The following is a 17,516-nucleotide window of genomic DNA, read 5'->3' on the forward strand; positions in this document are numbered from 1 at the left end:
CAGTTTTTGATGTGTGTAACTGTAGTTAAATAATGTCTTGCTATACAAGATTACTTGAAGATCATGTTGAGGTACCAAGTACAATTTGAAACAATATTATGAAAAAGCTACTACAAAAATTGTCCTTAAGAATTTTTAATTGGGATGCCGTTAGCGACGAATTGTCATGTTCGAAATTTTGAACCTGATTCACTATACAGTTTATATTAACACATTTTGGGAATGAGATCCCATATATGATGTTTATTTCCTTATTTCAATGAATGTGCTCGCTTGAAAAAGAGATATGGATGGAGAAGTCTAGACAGTTAGAAAAATAGTGTACCAGATCGATGAAAACATGAAGGATAAATTTCCGTCCACAGCAACATCAGATGAATTAGCGAATAAACTGGACTATTGCCAAAATGAATTGCAACTCGTATGTATGATGTGGCATATTGACGCTATTGAAGGAGCGAAAATAAAGCAAAGCATAAAAAAGGCGAATTCTTATTCAAATTGAATAGAAATTCGCCTTTATGACCCTATCCTTAACAGAATTCCTCTAAAGTTGTATATAAATATTTTTCAGGGCAATTTCTAATTGTTAATGATAAACCAATAGAGTCTGATGCCATTATAGTTTTAACGGGAGGTGGCCAAGAACGTTCTCTTGCGGCTATATCTTTGTTTAAAGAAGGCTTTGCACCTCTAATTATTATATCTAATGATCGTGAAGATGGTACTACGAATCCATTATTAAACTTGGTGTTCCTGCAAGTAACATCATAAGATAGTTTTTACTATTATCCAAACAATGCTCGGTTTAGGAAGCTCTACTTCAAATCATTCAGTAGCTTCTCAAACTTATTGGGACTTAATATTTCGTGTGTGACAAATCTCCCATTATAAAACAAACTAAAGGTTGTCCAAGCAGTTGGAGCCTTTTGAGCTTCTTCTCTAGATTGGATACGGTGAGTGTGGAATGCGAATCCTCGATTACTCGCAACCTCCCTTAGTTCCTCCAATACTCCGACTGCAAAAGGACATTGAGCTGTGTAGTAGATATGGATATCCTCTGCATCAGATACATATGAGATGTTAAATGCTGGTGTAGGGGCTGAATTGCTCCATTTCAGAGCCATTAGCTCAAAGTAAGGCTCAGATTTATCTACTACTTCAAAACCCATGTATTCGAAGTAGTTCTTGTCGCTTAGGTAGGGAAGCTTTTTCTTACCAACAATATGTACTATGCCATCCATCCCAAGCGCCATTGCGTCTTTCTTACATTTTTCCAACAATTGTTTTCCGTGTCCTTGGTTCTTATATCTCCCAGAAACCCATAGACAATTGACAAACATGTAGTTAGGAGCCACGATTGGTACCCACGCTTTTTCAGCAGGAAGATACTCAATAAATACTTTTGCGCGCCCATTCAGACGATAGAATGTTAACCCATCATCCATCCGTGCGCTAAGCCACTGCTTTTTTTCGAGTACGGCCTGTTCATACTGCTTGGCCCCCAGTGCACAGCAAATGTGCTCTCGATCAATATTTTGTTTCGTGATTTCTATGTAGTTCATCGTGTACCTCTTCCTTATTCAATTAAACGCTTGCCTCATTTCTGCCGAATGGAATCAGGTATAATAAAAGACACCGTTGTTCCCTCACCAGACTTGCTCTGAATTTGCAAACCTTGTCCATACAATTGTGTTAATCGGCTATGCGTATTAAACAGCCCGATACCCCGATATTCTTTACCGGCTGGACGTAACAGCTTGCTAATCTGTTCGTCATCCATGCCAATCCCCGTATCTATGACAGAAAAACGGACAGCCTCTGCTTGCCTCTCAATCCGAATCCGTACCGTCCCACCCTTAGACAGCTTTAAAATACCATGTCGAACCGCATTCTCCACCAGCGGCTGAATCGTAAGCGGTGGAATCAGCACTTCCATATCTACGTTCACTTCCCATTCCACCTGTAGACGTTCCTCGAAACGCTGCTGCTCGATATATACATAGTTCTCCACCAGATGAAGCTCCCGAGCCAGCGGTACCAGCTTGCCTGCGGTCAAAAAGTCAAAACTGATACGCAGGTAAGCTGTGAATGCCTCTGTAAGTTCTCGCATCTTTTCTGTATCAATTTCACTTAGAGCCATAATCGAATTCAACGTATTAAAGAGAAAATGCGGGTGGATTTGCGCTTGCAAATAAGCAGCCTCTATGCGCAGCCGTTCATTGACGGCTTGCTTCAATGAGGAGAGCGACCAGGCGCGATACTTCAATTCCACAGCATCCGCAGGTTTGGTGACATAATCGTTCGCTCCGGCAAGGAAGCCTGCATATATATCCTCCGATTCACCACGAGCTGTTAGCAGTATAATAGGCAGTTCAAACAGTGAGAACCGCTCACGAATCAAGCGCGTCAATTCATACCCCGATGTACCCGGCATCATGACGTCGGCGATGATCAGATCCCACTGTTCGTGGTGCAGCTTGTCCAACGCTTCACGTGCAGAATACGCGGTTTCTATATAGTAATCTTCCGTTGATAAGATCTGGATGAGTACCTTCAGATTGACGGGATCATCATCGACTGCCAGCACTCGAAATCGATCAGAACCACCCTGTGGTATCGAGATAGGATGAACTTCTTTTATTTCATAACTGGCTGCCACCATAGCAGCGGCTTCGGCTGTTATCTGTGCCCTGACCAATGTCAGCGAGTCCATCTCCTGCTCTGTACGATCAGGTATAAATGACTGCCGCCTCTCATCCAGCATAGGTAATTGGAAGCTGAACACGCTGCCTTTGCCCGGTTGCGATACCACTACGAGCTCACTACCGTGCAGTTCGACCAGATCCTTGCAAATACTAAGTCCCAGTCCAATACCACCTCCGCCAAAAGCCCCCTGCTCATAGGGCATAAATGCACGCTTTTGCATGGCCTCATCCATACCTGCTCCCGTATCCCTCACATGTATCCATACTTGCCCGTTGTCTTGCACGGCTGCCAGTTCAACGCTGCCTTCCTGTGTATGCTTAATTGCATTATGTACTAAATTAATCAGAATCTGCACCAAACGTTCTTCATCTGCATATACGAAGGGCAAATCCTCCTTGATGTTCAGGCGAAGCTGCACCTTTGTACCATCGGTCAAAAACCGCAGCATATCGAATACACCAGCTGCCAAGGACTGCACTTGCACAGCCGACCTGCGCAGCGTAATCCTCTTATCCTGCAATCTCACGACATCAAGTAGGTCATTAAGCGTATGCGACATCCGGTTGCTAATCATAATGAGCAGTTCCATATCACGTTGACTTTGTTCATCCAGCATATCCTTTTTTCGGGTCAGTACACTTTGAGAAATGTTCATAATGCCGTGCAGTGGCGTACGCAGTTCATGTGACGTATTAGCTAGAAAACGATCCTTCAAGCGGTTAGCCTCAGCTAATTGAGTATTGAGCAATAAAACTTCATCTGAATTATGAAAATATCTTTTAAACCAATAAGCAGAGAAGCTTGTAATCGCAGCAATCAAATCTATGGGATAAAACATGAACTGCGCCGCTCCCGCATAATACACTGTCCCCCACAAAATATTATTGATGATACTTATCACCGAAAATAACAGGTATAAAGCACCGACTTCTTTATTCAACACCATTCGTATAAAATAGTACGCCGTCCAGAATAGTGGAATGTAATACAGCATCATGTAGTGCTCTTTCTCGAGTGAGTAAAGTACCATTTCTGCCGAACCGATTACAATAAAAAGATTATAAGCAATAAGCACAAGCACATAACTATAAAAAGCCACACCCTTACGTTGATTGCCAATAAAACTTCTTCCCATCAGCAAGACGAAAAAGGCGAACCACATGAAAGCAAAGGCTTTCAACTTCACCCTCCATGCAAAGTCTGCTTCAACCCACTGGAATAGAAGCCCATTGTGATACACGGCAACCGTCATGGCTGATGCCACCATCATCAGGAAAAACACGAGAAACTCTGTTTTACGGACATTCATCAGATAGATTATCAGTGCATATAACGCATGAAGTAGAAAAATCACGCATACGGTAAGCTGCAAACCCGTGGAAACCAAGTATTTTTGGTTGACCTCTTTTTGCGTCCCAAATTGTACAGATTTAATGATGCCACCTTTTAGAGGTGACTCATGATTAGCAGCCCGTACGAACAGATTCAGCTCCATTTGATTCGTCTGCGCAAAGGGTACCAAAAAGGATTTGGTTTCGGAAACATGTCCCTCCCTCCCTTCGGCAAGTACACCGAAATGGGCAAGCACCTCCCCATTAATCTCTACTTCTGAGGCTGTATAAATCGATTGAAACCAAATACCAAGCGGCTCGATCAATGGACGATCAAGCAATATACGCACATAATAGGTTCCGTATCCATATGCCTCTTTGTTTGCAGGATCAAATACAGCATTCCAGTTGCCTGGTACCTGCAACATCTGTCCTTGCGAAGCCCCTGCAATATTGGATGCACCTACCCATTGTCCAGGATAAAACAGCCACTCCCCATCCATCGGGAAGATACGTGAATGATCAAGTTCTAGGCCTCGCAAATCCAACACGCCTTGCTTCACAGATGGAGGATTGGGTAACGACAGCTGATTATGCCAATTCCAACGCACTACAACCAGCAAGAGAATGAACACTAATAAATAAATAACATGGCTTAGCTTGATTTCGTTCTTCGAAGTTGTCATGAACGCCTCATTCTTCGATAATTTTCAATAAAAGCTTTATTAGGGATTAATCGATGGTAGTGGATGGATTGTTTAAAGCACCGAGGGTATTATTTTGATGTAGATATTTCGAGTCTAGCATATCCTTGGTAAAAGGAAAACCCATAGTAGGACAGTTACAGGTTGTAACCACCATAATAGATAATAAATCTGTGATTGATTAAATCACCTAATCGTTGGGTAATACTTTAAAATCCCATATCAGATTAGGAGCATACAATTTGGAAACTATTTATCGATGGATTACCGTTATCAAAGAAACCTATTTATTAATTGGTGCAGGTCTAGTTGCTGTATTTGTTTTAAAATCCCTCGCTGGTTCCATAATGAATAAGTTTGTCAAGAAAAAATTAATCAAGCATAAAAATGAGTGATCTACATCGATGGTTGGAAATGTCTTATGCATCTTTTTCACAGCTCAATCTCTGCTCAATTTACTCCTGATCGCATCTAATTGGTCCATCATTCTTTTACGTAAATGTACGGGACTGACGTCTTCAAGAAGGACACCAAACGACAACAGATAACTGTCCAGCCAGTTACCCTCTGGAAAATATACCGTGATACTATAAGTACCATCTTCATTATGGGTAATCGTCTGCTCTGCAAATTCATCGAAGATTCGGTAAGCACCTTGTGCAGAAATCCGCAAAGTCACCTCGATAGAGTTACGCATAATGTTGTCTTCTGCATCTGTAAACGGCACTACCGGTCTTGGATCGCAAACGACCTCAGTAACAACGATCTCCTTCATGCGACTGATCTTAAATACACGGGAGCTCTCACTATTACGGCAGTACCCCTCCAAATACCACGATTTACTCTTAAACAGCAGCCTGACGGGTTCAACACTCCGCTTACTCTGTTCACCCGCTGTGTTATAGTAATGAAACTTGATCAGATGATGGGCGATTATCGCTTGACGCAAGAGTGGGAATATCTGTCTCTGGCTGTCCTGACTTCCCCATGGGGAGAAATCCACCTCAATCCAGTTATTCATATCCTTCTTAAATAATGTGCTAAGCTTCTCCAGCACGTCGTTTGTTTCAGGGAGTTTTACAGCGCTTAAGCTCTGAAGAGCCATTAAAATATCATTTTGCTCATGCTCAGACAACAAAGACGTATTTAATACGTACCTGTCCATTAAAGAAATTCCGCCGCCTTTTCCTCTGCTGCTGTAGATTGGAATTCCGGCCGCGCTTAAGGTATCAATATCTCTAAAAATGGTTCTGGCGGAGACTTCGAAATGTTCGGCCAACTCGGCTGCTGTCAAAGTCTTCTTATGCAGGAGTAAATAAATAATTTCGAAATGTCGACTTATCGGCATATGTACCACCTCAATGTAATAGTATACATCTTAATATGACATTATAAACCAAACCAGGGTCAAGTTTTGAGGAAAATGGAAAAAGATCGCCCTCCCTATATCAAACATGCAGGGGACGATCCATAAAGCTATTGTGCTCTCTTGGTAAGCTTCTCCTATTCCGCTGGATGCTCCTGTAATGATGATCACATTGGATTTCAAGTTTTCCAATTGTTTTCGCTCCTCATATGAATGCGTAATTACTTTCTTACTATACAACCCCTAATATGACAACGTAGGGTCATATTATAAAAACTTCCTATTCAAAATTTACAGCTGCAAAATCTTTAAAAGTTTTAAAATATGACATACTGCTGTCGAATTAAGAGTCGTATACTAAGCTAGCAAGTATCAAACAAACAGGAGTGATAACAATTGGAAACAAATATGATTAAATCGTGTCAAAGCTGCGCAGCACCGCTGGGTGAAACCAATGATATTCAGGGTACAAATGCGGATGGCAGTACCAATCCTGATTATTGTAAGTATTGCTTTGCAAATGGCGAATTCACGGCAGATTCCACTATGGATGAGATGATCGAATTTTGTGTGCCCCACATGGTGTCAGCAAACTCAGGAATGACTGAGAGTGAAGCCAAAGCACAAATGAAAGTGTTGTTCCCAACATTAAAACGCTGGGCCCCTGTGCAATAATAGTTGGTATGTTGGTATGTTGGTGTCTGGGTCCAACCTACTTGATCATGGAAGTCGTGCAATATTTCAAACCCATAACGCTCCATCCTTTGAAAAAACGGCATCTCTGCCGTTTTTTTGTTATACCAGTCTTTGATGAATTGTGCTTTTAAATAGATTGTTTTCAAATTAGAATTTGATGCAGATTTTCCCAAAATGCTTACCTTTACCCAAGTAATGCAGAGCATCAACAGCCTGCTCGAATGGAAAAACAATGTCAATGATCGGTCGAAGCTTACTCTGATCAATTGCCCGATTCATCGTCTCAAACATGTCGCGACTACCGACATTGATCGCTTGGAGTCTTGCTTTCCTTAGAATAGCGGGGATGATATCAAATCCTTCGACACGGTATCCCGATAGAACACCAACCATACTGATTTGTCCTCCCACCCGCAGCGCTGAGATGGACCGGTTCAAGGTAGCAGAGCCGCCAAGATCGACGATATGATCCGCTCCACGACCATTCGTCAGTTCAAGAACGACCTTATCCCATTCAGGTGATTGTCTGTAATTGATTCCATAATCCGCACCGAGTCCCTTCGCTCGCTCCAATTTATCGTCGCTGCTTGATGTTACAATCACAGTCGCTCCGTGAAGCTTGGCAAATTGAAGCGCGAACAAGGAAACGCCGCCTGTCCCTTGCACGACAACTGTTTCACCGGCTTTTATTGTGCCTTCCTCCACTACAGCATGCCAAGCCGTAACACCTGCACAAGGGAGTGCCGCTGATTCTTCATCCGTCAAATGATCCGGTACACGAACCAAGCCTTTCGCGGGAAGCACGATATATTCCGCGAGCAGCCCGCCCAACGGGCTTCCCAGCGTACTTACCCAATTGTCTTGTGTAGGTTCTCCGGATATCCAGCTTTGAGTAAAAATGCCGCAGACTCGGTCACCTGTGTTGAACCTGGTTACTTGCTCTCCCAAGGCGACAACTTCTCCAACACCGTCAGATGTCGGAATGAAAGGCAGCATTAAATTGGGGTTATAAAACCCGTCAATGACACCCAGATCTCTGGAGTTAAGTGAGACTGCCCGCATTTTGATGAGTACTTCATGAGGACCAGGAATCGGCATTGAACGTTCAGCTACCTTTAGTTGATCGAGCCCAAATCCACTTTGAATTTCGTAAGCTTTCATGGAAATCTCCCCTTTAGCGAATGGTATAGACATACATTAATACATGAACTAAAATAATGTAAGTAGGCACTTTAATGTGTCCTGGGAACAAAAAGGTGCACAGGGGGGGCATGAAATGACATCATCAAGTTCGATTAAACCCATACAACCTGATATATCGATATCTGTTTGCGGATATAGTAAAGTACTTGAAATCATTTCCAATAAATGGACAGCGCTAGTCATCTACTCTTTGGAAGACGGTACAATTCGTTACGGTGAAATGAGGAGACGAATCGAAGGCATATCCAAAAAAATGCTGACCCAAACACTTCGGCAGCTGGAACGGGATGGGTTGGTCCAACGCGATATTACTCCGTCTATCCCTCCAATCGTCGCATATTCACTTACTTCGCTTGGTGAAACTTTGCTTCAACCTATGAGAGAGCTGAAACAATGGACGAGAGATCATTATTCGCTAGTCGAAAATGCCAGAGCGGCATATGATCAATCTTATAGCCAGGAATAAGCTATAGGGATTCGCTTTGTGCGATGATTAGGCGAGCTTCTCAGTAACAAATAAAAAGCATGACTATGTCTCACAATTCGGGACATCGTCATGCCGGATTAAAGTCGAAGACAATGATAAGTATTTGATATTAGTTATGCGCCCCGTTCCCGTTCTACAAATGCCAAGAAACTCCGAATTAATGGCACCTACCCATAATAACCCATGTCGATTCCGTTAATTCTTTGCTACAATAGCGGTTAAGTCTTCTGCAATAATATACTATAAGCATTATAGTGATTAGGTGTATATTCATGTGACTACTTGTACAGGAGGCATTATGAATATAACGTCCTTTTTCATCTATTGTGTTGTTGCGACATTTACACCTGGGCCGGCCAATATGGTCATTTTACATTCCGTGCATCATTTTGGCGCAAAAAAAGCAATGGAGTATGTAGGCGGGGCCACAGTTGCCTTTGGTATGATGCTCGCTTCTTCTGTGGTGCTAAACCGTATGTTAGTGGGGATCATTCCGAATATTGTAGGCATCATGCAGATCATAGGCAGTTTATATATGCTCTATCTCGCTTATCAAATCTTCAAGATGGATTCAACGGAATCCAAACCTAAACAAACCGCCAATTTTCTCTCAGGCTTGCTGATGCAATTTGTAAATCCTAAAGTTGTTTTGTTTACGCTAACCGTAATACCCAGCTATATTATGCCCTATTACACCTCATCGCTGGCATCGTTCCTGTTTGTTATGGTCATCACCGTCATCGGATTTTTTGCATTTACCACTTGGGTTGTTTTTGGTGCAGTTTTCAAAAGATTTTTAATTCATCATTACAAATTGATAAACACCCTGATGGCGCTTTTTTTAGTTTACTCTGCAATTATGGTATCGGGCATCCTATAGAGATTGGGAGGTGAAGGGCGTGGAGAAATTCAACTATAAGAAATCAGCAGATATCCTGGCCTTATCGGCAAGCATCACTGAGTTTACATATAAAAAGCATTGCCACGAGGAATATGCACTTGGTGTGACTTTACGCGGAATCCAGCAATATAACTTGGACGGCAGCTTTCAGTTATCCCATAAAAATGGTGTTATGCTGTTTAATCCCGAGCAATCGCATGATGGCAGCTCATATGATAGGGCAGAGCTTGATTATGTCATGCTCTATATCAAGCCTGCCCTATTATTAGAGATACTTGGGAAAAAAGAATTGCGTTTCTCCTCCCCTATCGTCTACAATGCCAATTTAGCGCGATGTATTATCACCCTAAGCCATGCCATCCAGAACGGTAAAGAAGAATTACTGTGCAGCGAGCTACTGTTAACATTAGTTGATCTTATTTCTAATACAAACATAGATACAGCCTATAGAAAAAATAATGAATTCGTCAAAAAAGCGAAGGAAATGATGTTCGACAATATAGAAAATGTGCTGAAGCTTGACGACCTCTCTCAAGAGTTTGATATGTCCAAATACCAATTTATCCGAGAGTTTAAGCATCATACCGGCATATCGCCTTATCAGTTTTTTTTGAATTGCAAGGTAGAGCATGCGAAGCAGTCCATAGAGAAAAATAAGGATATTTATTCGGCCGTGGCGGAATGCGGATTTGTCGATCTGACTCATCTGAACAGGCATTTTAAAAGTGTGTTCGGAATAACCGCTTTTGAATACAAGTCACAGCTCAATTGAAGTTGATCTTATCATTTTCTGGACTTCAAGAAGACTGATGCGCTTCCGGGTGTCATCCTGATATAGATAAAAATCCTGAACGTGGTCAATAAATAGTAGGCCATTCAAATGATCGACCTCATGCTGGATGCAGCGAGCCAAATAATCCTCGGCTTCTAAAGTAAACCGTTCTCCGTATCGATTCAGGCTTGTGACTTTAACAGATTTGGCCCGCTTCACGATTCCCGTATATCCTGGAAATGACAGGCAAGCCTCCGGACCTATTTGCTCATCCGCGGATTCAATAATCTCAGGATTGATCAGCTCAATTAATCCTTCCCCACAATCCATGACAATTACTCTTCGAAGAATTCCTACTTGTGGCGCAGCCAGTCCTGCCCTGCCATCAGCCGCGTAGAGGGTATCCACCATGTCATCCAGAAGTTTTAAGATTTTCGGATTTATTTCATCTACCGGTTTGGCTGCCTTTCTTAAAATTGAATCACCAAAAAGGACAATTGATCTTTCTGCCATGATTTGCCTCCAATCTTCCTCCTATACTAAGCGCCTTTCATAGATGTTGGAGTATGTACCCAAAGATCGCTGGGCGTACACTCCAAAGCTGTACATAGCGCGTCCAAGGTGTCTGCCTTCATTTGTTTAGGTTGGTCGTTAAGCAGGGCGCTAATGGAAGGAGCGGATAAATCGTACCCTGCTTTCTCCTTTAACAAACGGGCTAATGCCGTACCTGAATTTATCATAATCTCAAACCATTTTCAACCATAAAAAGGCTATAAATCATCTACCATTCGTGACTTTCAGATCCGCCAGAGGCTTCATCAGACACTGCCAGTAATCAGGCAACTGTTCCCGATTATCGAGATAAACCGCTCGCAAATGTTTGGACACGTCCATTACCTGATCTTCGACGAGCACCTCCCGTATTTCGGATGCTTTTACAGGTACTAAACTGCTGATTACAGTATTGAAGTGTTCCAAAGGTAAAAACATATCCGGGCTTTTCTTGTAGGAACAATGAGCCGGAAACCGCGGAGAGCTCCCCGAATCATACTTGGACAGCTTCACTGCGGCATAATGCTCCAACAATAAGGACTGCGCATCGAATTCAAGCACAGCAAATTTTTCATCCGGCTCTCTCCGCGCGTAGGTATCCACCATTTTCTGACAATCCCTTAAGGTAGGCCAAAAAAACACATGCCGATCCAGACAAGCCCGAAATTGCTCCTGTGTAGTTGCCGCATCGATCATACTGTCAACAATCTTCAGATGAGCATTGATGGTAATTAAAAAATCACCATAGCTCACATTTTTCGCCAGTAATCGACGCTCACCTTCGAATTCGGGATTGATACGAGTACTGGATAGTAACGCATCCAAATGGGCAATAGCCGATAAATTACTCGCTCTTGTAAAATGATACAGGGACTTCCTGCCTTTTGCTTTTGTTATTGCCGCTATTACAGCCGTTTTCATGGTCCTGCTCCTTCTCGTCTATGAGGATCTAAGCATGGTTTCTAACAGGAAGTTGCGTATATTTGAAATCATAGTGTGTAATGATACAATGACAATAGGCATTTAACAACGCACTGATGTCCAATTCAAACTAGGGAGTGAAGCACATGTCGATTGATGTTTATTTTAATTTCAATGGAAACTGTCGTGAAGCTGTAGAATATTATGCAGAGGTTTTTGGAACAGATAAACCGCATATTATGACCTTCGGAGAAGCGCCGCCCAACCCGGATTATACGGTTCCAGAGCAAGTGAAGCATTTGGTCATGCACGCACGACTTAACATTTATGGAAGCAATGTCATGTTTTCAGATACCTTTCCTGACATGAACTTTATAGTAGGAAACAACATCAGCCTTGCCCTAGTCATTAAGGACATTGATGCCATAAAGTCAATTTTTCATAAGCTCAAAGAAGGCGGTACTGTAGGGATGGAGCTGCAAGAAACATTTTGGAGCAAATGCTACGGCCAGCTTACAGATAAGTTCGGAATTGGATGGCAATTGAACTACGATAGTGGAGAAATGAATATGTAATAATTTTAGCATAATGCTGTGCGAAATCAGGATATGGAACTTTTCTTATTGTGAAAAGATTCTGTATCCTTTTTGCTTGTCAACATAACGAAAAGCTTCGTGAAGGAGCTTTGTTATGGTTTTGTTATGCGGAGGCTGCTGCTTTTTATTCGAATGTTATGACCTCTAGGCTATTGTATACCTATGAACACTTCCTACAGCAAGTCAGGCAGTAGAATATAACACAAAAGGAGATTGATCTTCATGGTAAAACGGAACTCTTTGTTAGCAACCTTAACGATTACAACAGCGGTAGGTTTTGCAGCCATAGCACCCCTGAATGTACTGCAGGTGCTTGCAGCAGATAAATTTATCGATATCGAAAACACAGCCGCATCCAAGTTGGCGATTCAAGAGTTAGCTAAACAAAATGTGCTGTCAGGATATTCCGACACGGAATTCAAACCTAATCAGAACGTTACCCGAGGCGAGCTGGCTAAGATCGCTGCTCTATCGATGTATGTCAATCTGAATACGGACAAAAAGCTCAGCTTTCAGGATGTACAACAATCCGATTGGTCTTTCAGCTATATTAATGCCTTGGTCAATGCGGGCATAATGAAAGCCGATAACGATCGGTTTCAGCCAGGCGCTACGGTAAGCCACGAGCAGCTGGTGGAGACCGCAGCAGCACTATTGAAGCAGGATAAGGCAGCTGTGCAGATTCTATTCGGCAGCTCATATACAGCAGGTAAAGCTGCTACCCGTGCAGAAACAGCACAGTTATTTTATGCCGTACAGCAAGCGGCTATCCCGCAAATCACCCAGGTGAAGGTACTGAATGCAGTTGCTGTACAAATCACATTCTCAGCTCCTCTGACTGCTGAAAATACGGATGTAGAGAAAGCGAAGCAAAATTTTGTGTTTTCGGACGGTTTGATGCTCGAAAACATTCCGCAGCTCAAAACTGGGGCCAAAGCAACCTATATCGTACCGACCTCACCTCAAAAAGCAGGTACCAACTACACAGTAGCCTATAAAGGTCAAAAGTCGGGTTCGTTTATCGGTAGTGATATCAAAATTCCGTTTAAAGCGGTAGAGCAGGTAGCGGCTGATACGATTGAGCTGCAATCCTACCTCGCTGATGGTGTTACCGACTACCAGTACATCATTGCACTGTACAGCGGCAAACGTAACGGGCTGGATTTCACCGTAGACGATAACAATACCTATAACGGAAAACCGCTTACGATCATTCCATCCATGAGACTTAAGCAAGTTACACTAACAGACCAAGCAGGAGCCAGCATGACGGCAACTTATGTTCCTTTCACCCAATCGACAGACGGTAAGCAGGAGCCGAAGTTTCGTCTTGCAAATGGTGAAACCTTGAAATCGGGTTCGGTCTATACCCTATCTGCACCATGGGCGACTTTTGGCGGACAGACGCTGACTGCCAAGAGCATATCCCCGCTTGCGATACAAAAAGCAGAAGCTGTTTCCGCTACGAGCATCAACGTGACTTTGACCGCAGATCCTCAGGATGAGCTGTTCGCAGGCCGCAGTGTGACATTAACCGCACCGGACGGCACCAAGCTAACCGCACAATATAAGTTTACATCCCGCCAAGGCGCGGTAGGTGTATTTGATATTCAAAATAACGGCAAGCTCATTTCCGGAGTCACTTATTCGGTTGCCGCTGTTAACAGTTGGGCTGATTCACAAGCTGTTACCTTAACAGGCGTTCAGTAATAGCATCTCTCCCAGAAGACCATCACATACACAAAAGGAAGACACCTCCCGTTACAGCGGGTGTGATGTCTTCCTTTTTACTTGTTCCTAATGTGCCGGTTGATTCGCCGTAGTTTCTTTTTCCGTAGGAATCATGTAACCGACTCCGGGATAGTTTACTATCAAATGACTCCCTGTGTTGGCGTGCTTCAATTTCTGACGAATCCGTGCGATCGTTACCCGTAAATACTCGACATCATCGCGATATTCACTGCCCCATACCTCACTTAACAGTTGCTCATGTGTCATCACTTTATCCACATTTTGCAGCAGCAGCACGAACAATTTATATTCGGTATTCGTCAGCTTGATCTCGGTTTCCCGATGTCTTATTCGTCGCTGCGCCATGTTAACAGTAATGGAACCATGTTTCATTTCACTGGCGTTTGCCGTTTGTAGGGCCCGTCCGTCGGTGCGACGCAGCACGGCATTCACACGGGCAAACAGCTCGTCGAGCGAAAAGGGTTTGGTCAAATAATCATCTGCCCCTATATTCAAACCTTGTACCTTATCATCCGAGTTGCTGCGGGCTGTCAGCATGATCACAGGGACGTCCGAGTAGCTGCGCAATCTGCGCAGTACCTCCAACCCATCCATCCCTGGCATCATAATATCGAGAAGAATCAGATCTGGGTCCATCTCATCGATCTTGTCCATGGCCTCCAGTCCGCTCAGACAGGTCATCGTTTCATAGCCCAATGACTTCAGATTAGCGGAGATGAAACGCAATATTTTGGCCTCGTCATCCACAATGAGGATTTTTTGTTTCTTCACAGCGTATCATCTTCTTTCGGATTATATTGGGGTATTGAAACGATAAACGTACTGCCTTCACCTTCTATACTTTCTACGCGAAGCTGGCCGCCATGGGAATCCATAATGCCTTTACAGATCGCTAGCCCAAGCCCTGTTCCGCTTGTACGGCGGCTTGAGGACAGATCTACCCGATAGAAGCGGTCGAATATGTGCTCCAGATGGTCGGCATGAATGCCCGTACCGTTATCTGTAACCCGGATATGCACATAAGTATCATCACTCTCAGCTGATACCCGAACGAGAGGCTGTCTGTCATTATATCGGATGGCATTCGTAAACAAGTTGACAAAAACCTGTTCCAGACGGGTCTTATCCGCATAAACAAGTGGCAGGCGGTCCTCCAAAGAAGCATCGATCTCAAGCCAATGCTCGTCCGCGTTCGGTAATCGTTTGATGGCGTTCCTGACTATAGATTGAATACGGGTCGGCTCTCGATTGACCCTCATCGCACCAGCTTCAATCTTGGAAATGTCCAGCCAATCCTCTATCAATTGCTGAATACGCCCAATATCCTCGTGAATCCCTTCAAGAAGCTCCTGCTTAAAGCTTTCTTCCCAATCGGCATCGGTACGGAGCAGCGTTTCAACACTTCCTTTGATACCGGTTATCGGGGTTTTAAATTCATGGGACGCCAGCGATATTAAATCATTTTTCAATGAATCGACCTCATGCTCCTTCGTAATATCGCGCCACACGTAACCTCGGCCATAGACATGATCCTGATTAAGCACATGAAAAGATGAGACAGTCATAAAACGTTCTTTTCCAGAGCTTGCTGTGAGTTTGAATTTAATCGCAGCAACCTGCTGAGCTATCAATGATGAGAAGGCCTCGCGAGAATCAGGGCTTCGGACGCTGATCGTCTCAAACATAACCTCTTCGCTCATTTGCAGCAAATCAGGTGTCGGAATCCCGAACATTTCACTCATTTGGCGATTTCCATATACGACCTGTTTTTGCATATCGATCAGTACAATCGCATCTGTCATACTCTCCAGAACAGCCTGCAGCGTAGCATGCTCATGCTGAACACTTTTGAGCAGTAGATCATTCTGCAGCATAATGGCGACAGAGTTCGCAAACGTATGAAGAAAATGGCGATCCTGCTCCGTGATAGCTCCATCCTCAGTCCCCTGTGAAACAGCCAGTTGGGCCAGCTCGATAGCACCTGAACGTACAGGAACGATATAGGTTGGCATGGCTTTTAATTCATGGGAGAGCGAACGCTTACCTCCATCAACGATTGTTCTTTTCCTGCTAAAAAGTCCCAGAGGGCGCGTATCCTCCCCATACGAAGGATGCAGCCGGACGTCCGTATTCAACAGCATTCGCAGTTGACCCATACTTCCTTCAATAAGCTCCGGTGTTTCTTGAATAGGACTTATAGGCGTAATGAGTGTATTGACGATTTCCAGCTCTTTGTTTTTACGAGAAAGGCTTTGTGTGCGTTCCTCCACCCGATTCTCAAGCTCCGCATTGAGTCTGAGCAGCGCCTGCTGATTCTCGTTCACCTGCTGAGCCATTTGAAAAAAACGGCTGGCCAATACATTCAATTCGTATGGAACTCCACGCATGGATGTGGATTCCGGCCTTTCCTTGTAGCTGCCATCAGCAAGCTTTTGCGTGTAGCTTACAAGTAGACGAATCGTATTATTCAGCCCTTTGGCGAGAAAGAAGCCAAGCGCTATCGTCAAGCCAATCGCAAGCAGCAGCAGCGTAAAGGTTAATAATAGAGAGTTAAACAACGTCTCATTGACCGTCTGATAAGATCGTCCGACCCACACCTTCCAGCCAAGCCCGCTGATCGTTGTATAGGTGACAAGCTCCTCTTGCTGCTTCAAGGTAGACATGTATCTGCCCAGTCCCTCGGGGTTCTCTCCTGCTGCCTGAACGACTGCTTCTGAGCTTAAATCATTCATTGTGGCTGTTAGTTGACGGTCCGGATGGTAAATGACTTGATTCAGGCGGTCCAGCACTACAGGATACGTATTTTTCCCATAATCATATTTGGTCACCAGCAGCTCCAGCTGCTTTAAATCGAGAGTAGCCGCTACAAATCCGTCATACTGCCGATCCTCGTTAAATATAGGAGCAGCAATGACGATATCTGGTGACCCACCACTTTGCAACCCGCGGAACAAGGCAGTAATAACCGTGGATTGAGATTTAAGCATCTCGTCATAGTAGCCATTCTGACTAAGACTTGCACCTACAAGTGGCTCACCTACGGGATTAGTTTCCGGATAAGCGGCGGTTACGATACCTGTACGATCTGCAGTAACCACATTGATTAATCCGGGGAGGCTAGCTTGAAGTGATTGGATTTTGGGTGTAATTCCAGCCCGATCGCGAAATGAAGTACGGGAAGCGCTGATCGTCGCACCCAAAGTCTCTATTGCATTTTGACGGTAATAAATATAAGCTTCGACAGCATCGGCAAGCCGTTGTGTCGTATGCATCTGGGTACGTTTATAATCATCTTTAATTTGATTGATCTGAACGATCTGAATGCTGCCCAGAATCAGAATCGGAATCAAGGCGATAATCGTGAATGCTCTTGTCAAATGTACACGTAATGGCAGATGCTTCATGTGTAAGTCCTTCCTGTCCGACATCATGGCCAGCTTGATCACTTTACCCTTTATTTTATCATATGTAGTGCTGTGTAGACAGAGCTGTAATGAGCTCCCAAACACGCCAAAAGGACTGAAAC

16 protein-coding genes are annotated in these 17,516 nt (G+C 43.7%); 7 read left to right on the forward strand and 9 right to left on the reverse strand.

The features are described 5' to 3' along the window. Positions 1-818: 818 nt before the first annotated feature. Positions 819-1,565: a GNAT family N-acetyltransferase gene (locus OB236_RS38730; protein ID WP_262688787.1), complete on the reverse strand. Its 747-nt coding sequence runs from the start codon at positions 1,563-1,565 to the stop codon at positions 819-821. A 35-nt stretch (positions 1,566-1,600) separates the two neighbouring features. Further along, positions 1,601-4,726 carry a hybrid sensor histidine kinase/response regulator gene (locus OB236_RS38735; protein WP_262688788.1) on the reverse strand — a complete coding sequence of 1,042 codons (3,126 nt, stop codon included), beginning with the start codon at positions 4,724-4,726 and terminating at the stop codon, positions 1,601-1,603. Between the two features lie 260 nt (positions 4,727-4,986). On the opposite strand from OB236_RS38735, the gene OB236_RS38740 reads away from it, so the two are divergent. Then, complete coding sequence (locus OB236_RS38740) at positions 4,987-5,139, forward strand: hypothetical protein (protein ID WP_262688789.1); 153 nt, start codon at positions 4,987-4,989, stop codon at positions 5,137-5,139. A 44-nt stretch (positions 5,140-5,183) separates the two neighbouring features. Here OB236_RS38740 and OB236_RS38745 read toward each other — a convergent pair whose 3' ends face one another. Then, positions 5,184-6,092, reverse strand: coding sequence for a helix-turn-helix transcriptional regulator (locus OB236_RS38745; protein WP_262688790.1), 909 nt, complete (start codon positions 6,090-6,092; stop codon positions 5,184-5,186). A gap of 414 nt (positions 6,093-6,506) precedes the next feature. Here OB236_RS38745 and OB236_RS38750 point away from each other — a divergent pair, with 414 nt between their 5' ends. Continuing rightward, positions 6,507-6,785 carry a zinc ribbon domain-containing protein gene (locus OB236_RS38750; RefSeq protein ID WP_262688791.1) on the forward strand — a complete coding sequence of 93 codons (279 nt, stop codon included), beginning with the start codon at positions 6,507-6,509 and terminating at the stop codon, positions 6,783-6,785. Positions 6,786-6,953: 168 nt separating this feature from the next. Here the strand turns inward: OB236_RS38750 and OB236_RS38755 are convergent, their stop codons facing one another. Continuing rightward, complete coding sequence (locus OB236_RS38755) at positions 6,954-7,967, reverse strand: zinc-dependent alcohol dehydrogenase family protein (protein WP_262688792.1); 1,014 nt, start codon at positions 7,965-7,967, stop codon at positions 6,954-6,956. A 115-nt stretch (positions 7,968-8,082) separates the two neighbouring features. Here OB236_RS38755 and OB236_RS38760 point away from each other — a divergent pair, with 115 nt between their 5' ends. From OB236_RS38760 to OB236_RS38770, 3 genes are all read left to right on the forward strand, one after another. Further along, positions 8,083-8,475 (forward strand): winged helix-turn-helix transcriptional regulator, encoded by a 393-nt coding sequence (locus OB236_RS38760; protein WP_262688793.1) that lies wholly within the window; start codon positions 8,083-8,085, stop codon positions 8,473-8,475. Between the two features lie 319 nt (positions 8,476-8,794). Then, entirely contained in the window at positions 8,795-9,376 is a 582-nt protein-coding gene (locus tag OB236_RS38765) for a LysE family translocator (protein WP_262688794.1), read from the forward strand. A gap of 19 nt (positions 9,377-9,395) precedes the next feature. Next, positions 9,396-10,169: an AraC family transcriptional regulator gene (locus OB236_RS38770; RefSeq protein ID WP_262688795.1), complete on the forward strand. Its 774-nt coding sequence runs from the start codon at positions 9,396-9,398 to the stop codon at positions 10,167-10,169. Here OB236_RS38770 and def read toward each other — a convergent pair. From def to OB236_RS38785, 3 genes are read right to left on the reverse strand one after another with little or no spacing between them, the layout of a single operon-like run. Further along, the gene (gene def, locus OB236_RS38775) at positions 10,155-10,682 is read right to left on the reverse strand and encodes a peptide deformylase (RefSeq protein ID WP_262688796.1); all 528 of its coding nucleotides are present in this window, start codon (positions 10,680-10,682) and stop codon (positions 10,155-10,157) included. The two genes, OB236_RS38770 and def, sit on opposite strands and share 15 nt — an antisense overlap. A 26-nt stretch (positions 10,683-10,708) precedes the next feature. Further along, on the reverse strand, positions 10,709-10,909 hold the full coding sequence (locus OB236_RS38780; protein WP_076230253.1) for a helix-turn-helix domain-containing protein: 201 nt from the start codon (positions 10,907-10,909) through the stop codon (positions 10,709-10,711). Positions 10,910-10,946: 37 nt separating this feature from the next. Further along, a complete protein-coding gene (locus OB236_RS38785; RefSeq protein ID WP_262688797.1) occupies positions 10,947-11,642 on the reverse strand; it encodes a DUF7002 family protein in 696 nt (231 codons plus the stop codon). Between the two features lie 146 nt (positions 11,643-11,788). Here OB236_RS38785 and OB236_RS38790 point away from each other — a divergent pair, with 146 nt between their 5' ends. Further along, a complete protein-coding gene (locus OB236_RS38790) occupies positions 11,789-12,217 on the forward strand; it encodes a VOC family protein (RefSeq protein WP_076230251.1) in 429 nt (142 codons plus the stop codon). A gap of 243 nt (positions 12,218-12,460) precedes the next feature. After that, positions 12,461-13,948, forward strand: a complete 1,488-nt coding sequence (locus OB236_RS38795) for an S-layer homology domain-containing protein (protein ID WP_262688798.1) — start codon at positions 12,461-12,463, stop codon at positions 13,946-13,948. 87 nt (positions 13,949-14,035) lie between these two features. Here OB236_RS38795 and OB236_RS38800 read toward each other — a convergent pair whose 3' ends face one another. Both OB236_RS38800 and OB236_RS38805 read right to left on the reverse strand, forming a co-directional pair. After that, entirely contained in the window at positions 14,036-14,761 is a 726-nt protein-coding gene (locus OB236_RS38800; RefSeq protein WP_262688799.1) for a response regulator transcription factor, read from the reverse strand. Further along, the gene (locus OB236_RS38805; protein ID WP_262688800.1) at positions 14,758-17,394 is read right to left on the reverse strand and encodes a sensor histidine kinase; all 2,637 of its coding nucleotides are present in this window, start codon (positions 17,392-17,394) and stop codon (positions 14,758-14,760) included. Before OB236_RS38805 ends, OB236_RS38800 begins: the two co-directional genes overlap by 4 nt. Between the last annotated feature and the right edge of the window lie 122 nt (positions 17,395-17,516).

Source organism: Paenibacillus baimaensis, assembly GCF_025567575.1.

What these genes read in the sequence shown, in the direction of transcription:
- OB236_RS38745 (WP_262688790.1), bottom strand. Translation starts at nt 6,092, where the DNA reads ATGCCGATAAGTCGACATTTCGAAATTATTTATTTACTCCTGCATAAG.
- OB236_RS38805 (WP_262688800.1), bottom strand. Translation starts at nt 17,394, where the DNA reads ATGAAGCATCTGCCATTACGTGTACATTTGACAAGAGCATTCACGATT.
- OB236_RS38760 (WP_262688793.1), top strand. Translation starts at nt 8,083, where the DNA reads ATGACATCATCAAGTTCGATTAAACCCATACAACCTGATATATCGATA.
- OB236_RS38730 (WP_262688787.1), bottom strand. Translation starts at nt 1,565, where the DNA reads ATGAACTACATAGAAATCACGAAACAAAATATTGATCGAGAGCACATT.
- OB236_RS38785 (WP_262688797.1), bottom strand. Translation starts at nt 11,642, where the DNA reads ATGAAAACGGCTGTAATAGCGGCAATAACAAAAGCAAAAGGCAGGAAG.
- OB236_RS38780 (WP_076230253.1), bottom strand. Translation starts at nt 10,909, where the DNA reads ATGATAAATTCAGGTACGGCATTAGCCCGTTTGTTAAAGGAGAAAGCA.
- def (WP_262688796.1), bottom strand. Translation starts at nt 10,682, where the DNA reads ATGGCAGAAAGATCAATTGTCCTTTTTGGTGATTCAATTTTAAGAAAG.
- OB236_RS38755 (WP_262688792.1), bottom strand. Translation starts at nt 7,967, where the DNA reads ATGAAAGCTTACGAAATTCAAAGTGGATTTGGGCTCGATCAACTAAAG.
- OB236_RS38765 (WP_262688794.1), top strand. Translation starts at nt 8,795, where the DNA reads ATGAATATAACGTCCTTTTTCATCTATTGTGTTGTTGCGACATTTACA.
- OB236_RS38795 (WP_262688798.1), top strand. Translation starts at nt 12,461, where the DNA reads ATGGTAAAACGGAACTCTTTGTTAGCAACCTTAACGATTACAACAGCG.
- OB236_RS38735 (WP_262688788.1), bottom strand. Translation starts at nt 4,726, where the DNA reads ATGACAACTTCGAAGAACGAAATCAAGCTAAGCCATGTTATTTATTTA.
- OB236_RS38790 (WP_076230251.1), top strand. Translation starts at nt 11,789, where the DNA reads ATGTCGATTGATGTTTATTTTAATTTCAATGGAAACTGTCGTGAAGCT.